The organism is Streptococcus sp. 17.1, assembly GCF_016648655.1.
Lineage (GTDB): Bacteria > Bacillota > Bacilli > Lactobacillales > Streptococcaceae > Streptococcus > Streptococcus salivarius_E.
In genome coordinates, this window is sequence record NZ_JACLQM010000001.1 from 55,174 (window position 1) to 67,062 (window position 11,889).

At 39.3% G+C, this 11,889-nt stretch carries 11 protein-coding genes and 1 pseudogene; 1 reads left to right on the forward strand and 11 read right to left on the reverse strand.

Going from position 1 to position 11,889, the window contains the following annotated elements; translation table 11 throughout:
* Position 1: 1 nt before the first annotated feature.
* The 8 genes and pseudogenes from H7T99_RS00230 to H7T99_RS00265 form a co-directional block, all read right to left on the reverse strand.
* Positions 2 to 1,579 carry an ABC1 kinase family protein gene (locus H7T99_RS00230; RefSeq protein ID WP_037600603.1) on the reverse strand — a complete coding sequence of 526 codons (1,578 nt, stop codon included), beginning with the start codon at positions 1,577 to 1,579 and terminating at the stop codon, positions 2 to 4.
* 17 nt (positions 1,580 to 1,596) lie between these two features.
* Positions 1,597 to 1,875 carry a phasin family protein gene (locus H7T99_RS00235; protein ID WP_013990645.1) on the reverse strand — a complete coding sequence of 93 codons (279 nt, stop codon included), beginning with the start codon at positions 1,873 to 1,875 and terminating at the stop codon, positions 1,597 to 1,599.
* A gap of 246 nt (positions 1,876 to 2,121) precedes the next feature.
* A pseudogene (locus tag H7T99_RS00240) lies at positions 2,122 to 3,558 on the reverse strand (glycoside hydrolase family 1 protein).
* A gap of 123 nt (positions 3,559 to 3,681) precedes the next feature.
* Complete coding sequence (locus H7T99_RS00245) at positions 3,682 to 4,818, reverse strand: AI-2E family transporter (protein ID WP_037600600.1); 1,137 nt, start codon at positions 4,816 to 4,818, stop codon at positions 3,682 to 3,684.
* Between the two features lie 77 nt (positions 4,819 to 4,895).
* Positions 4,896 to 5,492, reverse strand: a complete 597-nt coding sequence (locus tag H7T99_RS00250) for a histidine phosphatase family protein (RefSeq protein WP_037600597.1) — start codon at positions 5,490 to 5,492, stop codon at positions 4,896 to 4,898.
* On the reverse strand, positions 5,489 to 6,097 hold the full coding sequence (locus tag H7T99_RS00255) for a histidine phosphatase family protein (protein ID WP_037600594.1): 609 nt from the start codon (positions 6,095 to 6,097) through the stop codon (positions 5,489 to 5,491). Before H7T99_RS00255 ends, H7T99_RS00250 begins: the two co-directional genes overlap by 4 nt.
* Entirely contained in the window at positions 6,094 to 6,696 is a 603-nt protein-coding gene (locus tag H7T99_RS00260) for a histidine phosphatase family protein (RefSeq protein ID WP_037600592.1), read from the reverse strand. Before H7T99_RS00260 ends, H7T99_RS00255 begins: the two co-directional genes overlap by 4 nt.
* Positions 6,697 to 6,713: 17 nt before the next feature.
* On the reverse strand, positions 6,714 to 7,532 hold the full coding sequence (locus H7T99_RS00265) for a Cof-type HAD-IIB family hydrolase (RefSeq protein ID WP_037600589.1): 819 nt from the start codon (positions 7,530 to 7,532) through the stop codon (positions 6,714 to 6,716).
* A 145-nt stretch (positions 7,533 to 7,677) separates the two neighbouring features.
* On the opposite strand from H7T99_RS00265, the gene H7T99_RS00270 reads away from it, so the two are divergent.
* The gene (locus tag H7T99_RS00270) at positions 7,678 to 8,697 is read left to right on the forward strand and encodes a phosphodiester glycosidase family protein (RefSeq protein ID WP_196242588.1); all 1,020 of its coding nucleotides are present in this window, start codon (positions 7,678 to 7,680) and stop codon (positions 8,695 to 8,697) included.
* A gap of 36 nt (positions 8,698 to 8,733) precedes the next feature.
* Here the strand turns inward: H7T99_RS00270 and H7T99_RS00275 are convergent, their stop codons facing one another.
* The 3 genes from H7T99_RS00275 to glf are packed head-to-tail and all read right to left on the reverse strand — an operon-like array spanning position 8,734 to position 11,886.
* Complete coding sequence (locus H7T99_RS00275) at positions 8,734 to 9,786, reverse strand: galactofuranosyltransferase (RefSeq protein ID WP_037600584.1); 1,053 nt, start codon at positions 9,784 to 9,786, stop codon at positions 8,734 to 8,736.
* A 10-nt stretch (positions 9,787 to 9,796) separates the two neighbouring features.
* Entirely contained in the window at positions 9,797 to 10,789 is a 993-nt protein-coding gene (locus H7T99_RS00280) for a stealth family protein (RefSeq protein WP_021144211.1), read from the reverse strand.
* Entirely contained in the window at positions 10,786 to 11,886 is a 1,101-nt protein-coding gene (gene glf, locus H7T99_RS00285; RefSeq protein WP_037600581.1) for a UDP-galactopyranose mutase, read from the reverse strand. The genes H7T99_RS00280 and glf overlap by 4 nt, the downstream gene beginning before the upstream one ends.
* Between the last annotated feature and the right edge of the window lie 3 nt (positions 11,887 to 11,889).

Here is an 11,889-nt window from a genome sequence, read left to right on the forward strand (position 1 = left end):
TTTATCCTTTTTTCTTAAATATTATACGCACTACTGTGATTAAAGCTAGAAAAGTTCCAAGTCCAAGAAATAGCCAGGCAAGATTTTCAAAACCTGATTTATTAGCCAAAAGGGCACCGGAAAGTAGAAATCCCAATGTCAATAAGGCAAAAACCAGATTATTTAATGCTTTCTCAAAAACTTTAATTCGACCCGAAAAGTTAATAAAATCATGGTTCACCACAATTCGTCCGTTTAAAATTTGCTCCAAAAGCTGATGCAGACGACGTGGAATGTTCTTCCCATTGCGAATCAGATAAAAGAGTTCAATCAAGATACTCTCTTTATTCAGGGCCTGCTTAAGCATGTCAGGTCCCATATTTTCTAGGAAGTAATCCTTGGCCAGGGTCATAAGATCCATATTTGGCGCTAACTCTCGGAAAATCCCCTCAATTTGAAGCGAAGCCTTCTCCAAAATGGTAATTTGAGAGGAGGCTTTAAGATGATTTTTCTGGAAAATAGCCATCAAATCCTGCAGCAAATCTGTTATAGAGAGACTTCCCAAGTCAATACCAGAATAACGACCTAACATTTGCTCTACATCTTGACTTAGAACTGCACGATTAAGACCATTATCAAATTGTGTAACGGACAAGATGGCCTTGGTCATACCATCAACATCTTGTGCGGTAAAACTGTACAGGATGTCATTTAAGGACGCACGCATCCCCACTTCCAACTCCCCCATAATTCCAAAATCAATGAAATAAATCTTGCCATCACGTACCAACAGATTTCCAGGATGGGGGTCACCATGAAAATAGCCATCTTTGAAGACTTGCTTGATAAATGACAGCATAAGCTTCTTGCCCACATCTTCTAAGTCATAGCCAGCCTCAATCAGTTGGCTGTAGTGATTAAGCGGAATCCCATTGATATACTCTTCAACTATGAGGTGAGGTGTCGTGAAGGTATCATAGACCTCGGGGACACCTAGACAAGCAACAGCCCTGTTATTGGCCTTAAAGCACTTCATGGCCTCTGCTTCATTCCTGAAATCTAGTTCCTTAATTAAGGTTTCACGCAGATTTTCCAAAACCTCCTGAACATCGACCATGGGGATAAAATGCTTTGGTATATGCCGTGCAAGCTTAATGAGAAGCTGAATATCTTCCTTAACGACCTCATCAATACCAGGTCTCTGGATTTTTACAATCACTTCCTGACCAAACAATAATCTAGCTCGATGGGTCTGAGCGACAGAACCAGAAGCTAAGGGTTCTTCCGAAAAATCAAGGAAACTGTCAGAAAGCTCATTAGGTAATTCTCGCCTAATGGCAGTCATGACTTCCTCTTTATTCAAGGGAGGAACTGAGCTCTGGAGCTTTGATAATTCTTTGATATAGTTTTCTGGCAAAAGGTCAGAGCGCGTGGATAGGATTTGACCAATTTTAACAAAACTAGGTCCTAATTGCTCAAAGGCTTGGCGTAGCTTGACAGGTGTTGTCTGTTGATCTTGAGGAAGGTGTTTTTCACGATAAGAAAGGAGACCAACTGACGAGAAAACCTTCAACACATGTCTCAATCGTTTACTAGCCATTTTAGACTCCTTACATTTTATTTATTTTGACTGAGCAAAGCGTCAAGTTTTTCTTCAAGACGTTTCACATCATCCTTAGTCGCATACTCAACTGAAGATTTCTTAGCATCAAGTTTCGCTAAAAATTCTTGAGCTTCTTCCTTACTTTGACGTTTGAGCTCTTGTTCCAGTTCCTTACCTTCTTCAACAGTCAAACGCCCCTTTTCAACCAACTCTTTGACAAAGCTATCGGCCTTATCAACTGTCATAGCAGTCAACCCGATTCCAGCTAAGAGAACTTTTTTCAAATCATTCATTATCGTTACCTCCATCTAAGTAGGAAAAGCAAAGAGATAGACTCGCTACTTCTTCGGAAAATATAAGAACGCTTTCACACTTTTATTCTACCACTTTTTCAGAAAATATGTGGAAGAACATAAACAAAGTTATTGTGTATTGAAATACTCTATTTTCACTCATAGCAATAGTAATCCAGATATATCAATGTTGTACTTTAATACTAAAAAAGAATCTCGAGTAATTTTGAGATTCTTAGCCATATTCTATTTGTAAAGGGCTTCACCATTACTTTCGATAACAGACTTATACCAAACAAATGATTTTTTCTTATAACGAGCTAAGCTACCACTACCATCATCATTGCGATCAACGTAGATGAAGCCATAACGTTTACTGACTTCAGCCGTTGAAGCTGATACCAAATCAATTGGCCCCTATGTCGTATAGCCCCAAAGTTCTACACCGTCTTGAAGAGCTTCGCCAACTTGAATCAAGTGTTTTTGAAGGTAATCAATACGATAATCATCTTCAACTGTTGGACCATCTGGGCCATCAACAAGAACATCCTTGGCACCTAAACCATTTTCGACGATAAACAATGGCAACTGATATCGATCATAAAAGTCATTCAAAACTAGTCGAAGACCGATTGGATCAATAGCCCAACCCCATTCAGATTTTTCAAGATAGGGATTTTCGACACCACCTAAGATGTTGCCTTTTCCAACCTTATAGTCTTGCGGATTGTGTGCTGTTGCCACAGACATATAATATGAGAATGAAATAAAATCAACGGTATTCTTCAAGATTTCTTCATCACCTGGAGAAAATTGTATTTCAATACCATTCTCTTTGAAATAGCGTTTAATATAGTTTGGATATTTCCCACGCGCATGGATATCTGAGAAGAGATAGTTTTGATTTTCAAACTCGTGAACAGCCAACTGATCCAAAGGATTAGCTGTCATTCCATAAGCTGGCATGGCAAGAACCATACAACCAATCTTAAAGTCAGGGTTGATCTCATGACCAATCTTGGTTGCTGAAGCCGAAGCGACTAACTCATGGTGAACTGCTTGGTAAAGATCCTGTTTAGAGAGCTCTTCCATCGGAGTTGCAATCCCACCTGACATGAACGGTGCGTGTAAAACAGAGTTCACTTCATTAAAAGTCAACCAATATTTGACCTTATCTTTATATCGTGTGAAGACTGTACGAACATAATTCTCATAAAAACTAATTAATTTACGATTAGTCCATCCATTGTACCGACGCGCCAAGTTGAGTGGTGTTTCATAATGGGACAAGGTTACAAGCGGTTCGATGCCATATTTGGCCAATTCATCAAAAACCTTATCGTAGAAGGCTAGACCTGCTTCATTTGGCTCGGCATCATCACCATTTGGAAAGATACGAGTCCATGCAATTGACATGCGGAAGACCTTAAAGCCCATCTCTGCAAAAAGTGCTATGTCTTCTTTATAACGGTGATAGAAATCTATACCTTCTAGTTTTAAATTATCTAGTGTTGGTTGGTCAGTAATCAAAGGATTCAAGGCCCCGGGTTCAAAGGGAACACCGCCTTTTGGCGTTACATCCTGTACGGACAACCCTTTGCCATCTAGGTTGTAAGCACCCTCAAACTGGTTGGCAGCTGTTGCACCACCCCAGAGAAAATCTTTTGGAAATGTATATGTCATCGTTTATCTCCTTGCATTGTTCAAGTTACTAATAGTATAACACTTGGAAAACGATTACACTTATGCTATCTTATTGAAATCTGATACTATAGCACGAAAAAAACAGACCTAAGTCTGTTTGAATTAGTCATTACTTTCAAGAGCACTTGCTGCTTTGGCTTCTTCTCGCCTAACAACATTATCTTTAACAATCTGATATAGGGTTGCGGCTACTGGCACAGAAACCAACATACCTAAGATACCACCCAAGGCAGAACCTATGGTGATTGCGAAGATAACCCAAATACCAGGAAGTCCGGTAGATCCACCGACCACATAAGGATAGATGAGATTCCCTTCAAACTGCTGCAAAATAACCACGTAGGCAACAAACAAAAGCGCCAAGGTCACAGAGTGCGTCATAATCAAGATGGTACCAATCGTCACACCAATATAAGCCCCCACAACCGGTATCATTGCTGAAAAACCAATTAGGATAGAGATGGTTGCAGCGTAAGGGAAATTAAAGATAATCATCCCAATATAACACAAGGTCCCCAAAATACAAGCCTCAAGCGACTGATAGACGAAGAAATTACGAAATCGATTATTGAGAATAGCAACTACATAGTGGAAAGTCTTACCATAACGTCCTAAATAGACGTCTACCAAACGATTGACCTGATTCCCAAGTTTCTCTTTTCCAGCTAAGACATAACAAGAAAAGACAATACTGATAAAAAGATTAATCAAGGTTGATGGCAGACTCGTTAAAGAAGTCAAGAAACTGGTCAAACCATTCATGATTTGTTGAAGCAACTGAGCACTATAGCTATTGATTAGCTCTCTAACCTGTGTCACACCACCAAAATCTTGAATAATTTTTTGCAAGGATTTGTTTTTAAGCAACCAATTAATCAAGTTATTAATAGCTGAGCGGTCTTGACTAATTAAGGTGTTGATACTGTCAATCAAATCAGGAAGAACAGTGAACACGACCCAAGTAAAGACCAAACCAATGGTTCCCAATGCCGAGAGCAGAGCAATAGGACGCTTGATTTTAGCGATAAAACCAAATGGAATAAACTTGACCAGCAGCTTCTCATAAAAAGACATCAGGATATTTACCACAAAGGCAATCCCTGCTCCAACCAGGAAGGGCTGACTAGCAACGTAAATGGTGTTACAAATTGAAACAACTGTTTCCCAGTAAGTATAAATCAAGAAACAGCTGAAAAAGAGGACAGCCAACCAAATGAACTGATTTTTTGTAAATTTCATAGGCACTCCATAATTTAAAATACCCTTCCATTATACACTAAGAAAGGGTTTTTTACTATCTTTGATCATGAAAGCCACTAAAATTCCACCAACTCTTGATCCGTTAAAGGATCAATCAGTTTGACAAAGTGAAAGTTCGATCCATCGTAATCAAAGACTAAGATGGCGCAATTGCCTGGACAAGACTGAAAGGTACGCTCCGGCTCCACAGCATGAAGAAAAGTCATCAAAGCTCCTGCGTGACTGACAGCCAAAATAGATTGGTTAGGATGTTTATCCACTATCTCTCTTGCACCATTTACCACTCGTTCTACAAACTGATCTTGACTTTCCCCACCAAACTGAGCATAATGGTCACCGAAATGCCCCTGAATTTGAATTTTAGGATGAAGATACTCCGGTTGCCCCTCAAAGATACCGAAGTGCATCTCTTTAAGTCCCTTAACACGTTTATAATCAGTACCCCCAGTAGCCAATTCAAGCGTATCAGAAGCTCTTTCAGTAGTCGTGCAGTAATACTGATCAAAAGTCAAACCATGTTTTTCAAAATAGGCACGCACCTGACGAGCCTGGTCCTGACCTTTTTCAGTCAAAGGGGAATCACACCAACCTTGAATTCGATTGAGTGTGTTAAAAAGTGTTTGTCCATGTCGCATTAAATAGAATCGTGTCATTCTTCACCTCCATAGATATACTCTTCTTCTACTGGATTATAAACTGAGACCAGTCCAAATTGACCTTGGTCATAAGTAAAGTGTAAAATACAACAATTTTTAAGACCACGAATATCTGGAACAGGATCTAAAACACGTCTACAGAATTGCAAAATAGATGGACCATGACTAACCAGCAAGGACTTAGAACCATCGGCCACACTCTCCATGATGGCCCTAATCGTCAACTCCATACGATCCCGGACCTGGCTCGTACTCTCGCCACCAAATTGAACAAAGTAATCACCAAAGCCTTGTCCATCAGGTAAGGTTTTAGGAGTAAGATACTCTGGCTGCCCTTCAAAAGCACCAAAATCCTGTCCTTTAAGCCCTTTAAGTCTTTCATAGTCTGTTCGTCCAGTCACAATTTCTAGAGTATCGCTAGCTCTCTCAGAGGTTGACGTAAAGACATGATCAAAAATTGGCTCTTGCTTGGCTAGATACTGACCAGCCTTTTTAGCCTGTTCAATCCCGACTTCCGTCAAAGGGGCATCGCAGACCCCCTGAAGCCTATGATGAACATTAAATCGTGTTTCTCCATGCCTCATTAAATAAAATTCTTTCATAATGTTACCTCTAAACCAGAAATCGGATCAATCACCTGAAGAAGCTCCAATTGACCTTGGTTATAATCATAAACACAAATATTGCAATTCCCAAAACGCACTCCTTCAGGAAAGGCTAAGTCTATGGTAATGATTAATCCCCATAAAGCCGCCCCATGACTGACAAATAGGAGATTCTCAGCACCATCTTTAGTATGTTCTTCTGCTTTCTCTACGACAGTCTTTAAAACCCTCTGTCCAACCTTGCGAATATCTTCGCCACCGTATGGGACCAAGAGATCTTCAAAGGATCGTGAACCTGGACGATGTTTGGGTAGGAGATGCTCTGGTTGAGCTTCAAAAGACCCAAAATTCATTTCTTTAATTCCCTTGAGCTGGGTTACAGTGTACTCAGGCGCCACAATCTTTGCCGTGTCAGTTGCTCTCTCTTGCGTAGATGAATAGACAGCATCAAAGGAAATACCTTTCTTCGCAAAGTACTGCTTAGCTTGTTCTGCCTGACAGATTCCATTTTCAGTTAGGGGAGAGTCACACCATCCCTGAACACGCTTTTGTGTATTAAATAATGTCTCACCATGTCGCATTAAATATAATTTCATTTCTTTACCACCCTTTTTTAATATAAACCTAAATAATCTTCTAAGATAGTCAAGACACCTTGATCCTTATGATGCGGTGCTACTTGGTCTGCCACTTGCAAAAGAGCAGGGCTGGCATTTTCCATCGCATAAGAGCGGCCAGCCATTTGCAGGAGCTCAAGATCATTGTCACCATCACCGAAGGCCATGACATTGGACTCAGACAAGTCCCAGTGGTTAAGAAGCTGCTTGAGTCCCCAAGCCTTGTGCATGCCTTTTTGAATGAAGTCAATAGCACCAAAACCACTGGGAACAGCAACTAGATTGCCATCAAAATCACGATTAAAAGCCTGTGACACACGATTAGCCTCTTCAGGACTCAGCAACATGGTAATCTTGATGAAATCATCCTCTAAATCCTCCAGCCCATTCAAACGTTGAATGGATGCTTCCATTGCGGCTTGCTCTTCTTCTGTTATCATCTCAGCAAAATTAACCCTAGTCCCTTTTAACATATAGGAGCCTTGAGCACCATTAAATATAGTTGACCTATCCAACAAATCATAATTAAAATAGCTTAGCAAGTTTTCAACATCATTTGATGCCATGAACTCCTGACACAGAAGCTTGCCATAGCTAACCACCTGACCACCATTTTCAGCTACAAAATGCAGTCGGTCAAAAGTCTCCGCAAACATGGGTTTAAGGCGACTCATACTATTACCTGATGCAACGACAAAGTGCATATCACGCGCAGCCATAGCATCTAAGATCTGACTAAAACGCTCCTTGTCATAGCTCCCTTTATCGTCTAAAAATGTACCATCCATATCTGTTGCAATCACCTTAATGGTCATAAAGAACCTCCTTGACTAACTTACTCTTATTATAACCCTTTTAGAAAACGCTTACCAGTACCATAATAAGAAAAACTGATACTATTCTTGGATATTTAATGGTCTTAGGATTGTTTTGTAAGCCCAGATTGTTTATAATGATAGTATGAAATTGAAGAATATTTTAAGAATACTGTTTTCTCTTCTAATGATTAGTGCCATCGTTGGGGGACTGCTCTACCTCACCATCTACTTCAACAACCGAGATATTAAGAAGCTTTCCATGCCATCAAATAAGGGCGGATTGAGCTTTACCATAAAAAATAAAGAGCTCTTAGATCAGTCTGTCCTACTTGAAAAAGGCACTATTAAAAATGTAGACATGCAGATTCTATCCTTCAAGAAGGACGGAAAATATGTCTTACAAAAAGGAAGAACCGAAGATAATAATCCTGAACTCACAGAGCAAAGTATTAAGTACGAAGCTAAGCGACGAGATGCTCTTGCTCTCATTAACGCAGGTTTTTGGTCTTACGAAGGACTAGATCGTCCCTTCGCTCAAAAGGAAATCGAATTGGGCAAAACAGGCCTTCTATATGGAGATGATCAAAATAATATCACTGCCGGAACTTACCCAAATATAGACACAGCTAAAATGTTTACCCACATGGGAAGCAACGGTTGGGATACAGGTGCCTTTGGTATTCTCATTAAGGATAAAAAGGTAGATAAAACCTGGGAGAAAGGTGACCCCGACCAACCAAATGCCCGTTCTATTTACGTAGAGACCTATGACGGTATTATCCGTATTATACAAACCTATGGTCACAACTCCCTCAATAAGGGCTTGAATCACCAAGACGTATATAAACTTTTAAAAAATATAGGCTACTCAAATATTCGCCTTGCCTTCCTACTAGATGGTGGAGGAACGACTCGTATGTATACACGATCTGATAATGGTAAGGAAAAGGTTGCTGGGGCCTTTGTCGACAATAGAACCTATATTGAGTACCTCTATCTCACCAAGCGAGATAGCAATGCTACTGACCCAAATGTATGGCGAGATCCTGAACTCGTAAAAGCAGGTAAGTCCAAGTCAATTACTTATGACGACTATATTAAAGCAATCTACTCAAACGGAAAAGTTTCAGGAACCCAATACCAGTTTAAAATCTTCAAATAATGCAAAAAATCCTCATCTTAGTGAGGATTTTTTATCTTATTTCAAATTGTTCAATGCGGTAAGTAGGTAGTGACCATCACGAATACCTTTACCGACACGCTTAGTATTTTCAAGCAAATCTTGGTAATCAGTATCTGAAAGATTGTCAATGGTAGCCTTCAAATCATGAAGCGACTCTACTGCAATCCCACAGCCATTCTCAAGCACAAAGTGAGACAAGGCTGACTGTTTCCAAACAACAAGCGGGAATCCTGAGGCCAAGTAAAGTGATGCCTTATGAGAGTTGTTATAGCGAAGGTACTCGCCAAAGACACCACTACATGTCTCAGCACTATCACCATCCCAGACAAGCCCAAAACCACCCTCAAGGGCTGCAGGAAGCTCATCAGGTAGGAATGAGCCAAAGTAGGTCTCATTCGCAAGAGCTCTGCTCTCGTCGAAGCCAACACCATAAAGGTTATAAGCAGGTTTCGCAGGAAGTGAGTAAAGATAACCAGCTTTTTCTTGTGCCAGATTACCAGCCACAATAATTGGCTGATTCTTACTTAGACCTGTCTTCTCTTGGAAATTTGGAATCAAATAGTCGAAAATGCCAAGGCTAACAATCTTATCTTCTGCAACCCCTTTATCCACTAAAACAGATTTCATGATTGGATTGTGAGCAATGATACCTGTAACGTTACGGAACGTATCGCTTTCAGTTAATTTCATCCGTAACTTCATCCTAAAGGGTAAAGTTTTATCATTCACAAAACGAAGTGTTTCTAAATCATGAATTAGAAAATAGACTTTAACACCTTTGTTTTTTAGTTTTCTTAACAAATTGCTAAGAAATAAAGTATGATGTAACAAAGGAAATTGAATCACGATTTCATCATTTTTGTTTAAGAATTTAAAGGCTTTAGAATGTGCTCTATATTTATGAATCTGAGCATTTAGCACATTCATTTGATACCAGTCTTTAACCAAAACTTTTAATGGAGAATAACCCAATTTATTTAAAATTACTTCAACATCATTCCGTGCCTTATTTCCAGCATTTTTGACATTGTTATCGTGTAAAAATTCTTCTTTTAAATAGTATTTCATCTCTTATTTCTCATTTTTCAAAAGCTGATTTTTCAGGATAGTATTCATTCAAGATTTCCTTAAAACGAATGATATTCTCCTCTTTAAAGTCAACATCATCATTCACACAAAGTAGTTTTTTACGTCTATCTTTAAAGATAGATTCCAGCTTATCCACCTGATTCAAACCGATTGTCTCTCCGAAACTTTTAGACATAGGGTAAAACTGGTTACTTTCAATTTGCCAATGCTGACAGATGTATTGATTAACATCTACTCCATAGTCTCTAATTGGATTTCGCGATGTTTTATCTAAAGTTTCACCTTCAATTTCCCATAAATGTGCCAAGGTACTCTTCTTCATCGGAACAGGTAAATGCTGGTTCACGTATCCCGTAGGACCCCAAGGCAAGAGTAACAAGTTTTTCAAAACCAAGGAACCATAACGGAAATTAAAGAATTTCCATGGCGAAGACTTCAAAGCCTTCTTATTAGGAAAATGGCGATAAATTAATTCAACATTGTTGTGATAAGTATTCGTAAATGGTGACCAAGGAACTAAGGCATCATAAACAGCTAAAAGCTTAGGCTGACCATTTTTATAAAAATCTGAAGGTTGACTGTCTCTAATCAAGTACATATCATCATTGAAATACAAGTAGTTCTCCGACAATCCTTCAATACGATGAAGATTAAGCTCAATAGCTGCTGAATTATAGGTCGGTAGGTATTCTTTAGGCATAAATTCCCTATGAGTAACCAATTTGAGTTTTGGATGTTCCAAATTCAACCAGTCTGGCTTTTGCCCATTGGTAATCAAATAGACATTATTTACCCAAGGAGCATGCTTTTCAATCATTCGGAACCAGTAATTAAAAATACCATAATCACGATAACGTTGCTCACCATCAATATCTTGGTTCAAATCAGAAACATTCTCAGTAACTGCTTGTTTCTCACGGATAAACTCTGGGGCACTTCCATCTACCCAAAGAACAACGATATCAATTTTTTCTTGTGTCATATAGTAAATTCTTTCTCAACGACTTCTAGAGCACGCTCAATGACCACGTGCATGTCGTAGTATTTATAATCTGCAAGACGTCCACAGAAGATTACCTTGTCATTTTTCTCAGCTTCTTCTTGGTACTTAGCAAACATGGCATTGTTCTTTTCATCATTGATTGGGTAGTATGGTTCATCTCCACGTTTCCAATCAGCTGGGTATTCACGTGTGATAACTGTCTTAGGTTGTGTATTATACTCGAAATGCTTATGCTCAATAATACGAGTATAAGGAATCTCACGCTCTGTGTAGTTGACCACGGCATTTCCTTGATGATTTTCTTCATCCAAGACTTCGTGTTCAAAACGAAGACTGCGATACTCCAACTCACCATGTTTATAATCAAAGTACTGGTCAATCATTCCTGTAAAGACAACTTTTTCAGCTGAAGCTTCAAGCTCTTCACGATTGGCAAAGAAGTCAACTCCAAGCTCTACTTCTACATCTCCAAGCATATTTTCAATGATGACATTGTAACCACCAATCGGAATTCCTTGGTAACGGTCATTAAAGTAGTTGTTATCAAAAGTCAGACGAACAGGGAGACGTTTGATAATAAATGGTGGAAGGTCTGTGGCAGAACGTCCCCATTGTTTTTCAGTGTATCCCTTAATCAACTTTTCGTAGATATCTGGACCAATCAACTTGATGGCTTGTTCTTCCAAGTTTTTAGGATCAACATCTTTCATATCAGCCGTTTGCTCAGCAATCTTGTCCTTAACTTCTTGAGGAGTCTTAGTGCCCCACATAGCATAAAAGGTATTCATGTTAAATGGAAGGTTGTAAAGACTGCCCTTGTAGTTAGCAATCGGTGAGTTGATATAGTTATTAAACTCAGCAAATTGGTTGACATAATCCCAAACTTTTTTATTTGAGGTATGGAAAATGTGGGCACCGTACTTGTGAACGTTGATACCTTCAACATCTTCACAGTAGATATTGCCACCGATGTGATCACGCTTGTCAATCACTTTTACTTTTTTGCCACGTTTTGTAGCTTCATGTGCGAAGATTGCTCCAGACAAACCAGCACCAACGATAAGATAATCGTACATATT

Bases quoted from the DNA above. Each gene is read 5' to 3' on its own strand.
- H7T99_RS00230 (WP_037600603.1), bottom strand. From the start codon at position 1,579: ATGGCTAGTAAACGATTGAGACATGTGTTGAAGGTTTTCTCGTCAGTT.
- H7T99_RS00235 (WP_013990645.1), bottom strand. From the start codon at position 1,875: ATGAATGATTTGAAAAAAGTTCTCTTAGCTGGAATCGGGTTGACTGCT.
- H7T99_RS00245 (WP_037600600.1), bottom strand. From the start codon at position 4,818: ATGAAATTTACAAAAAATCAGTTCATTTGGTTGGCTGTCCTCTTTTTC.
- H7T99_RS00250 (WP_037600597.1), bottom strand. From the start codon at position 5,492: ATGACACGATTCTATTTAATGCGACATGGACAAACACTTTTTAACACA.
- H7T99_RS00255 (WP_037600594.1), bottom strand. From the start codon at position 6,097: ATGAAAGAATTTTATTTAATGAGGCATGGAGAAACACGATTTAATGTT.
- H7T99_RS00260 (WP_037600592.1), bottom strand. From the start codon at position 6,696: ATGAAATTATATTTAATGCGACATGGTGAGACATTATTTAATACACAA.
- H7T99_RS00265 (WP_037600589.1), bottom strand. From the start codon at position 7,532: ATGACCATTAAGGTGATTGCAACAGATATGGATGGTACATTTTTAGAC.
- H7T99_RS00270 (WP_196242588.1), top strand. From the start codon at position 7,678: ATGAAATTGAAGAATATTTTAAGAATACTGTTTTCTCTTCTAATGATT.
- H7T99_RS00275 (WP_037600584.1), bottom strand. From the start codon at position 9,786: ATGAAATACTATTTAAAAGAAGAATTTTTACACGATAACAATGTCAAA.
- H7T99_RS00280 (WP_021144211.1), bottom strand. From the start codon at position 10,789: ATGACACAAGAAAAAATTGATATCGTTGTTCTTTGGGTAGATGGAAGT.
- glf (WP_037600581.1), bottom strand. From the start codon at position 11,886: ATGTACGATTATCTTATCGTTGGTGCTGGTTTGTCTGGAGCAATCTTC.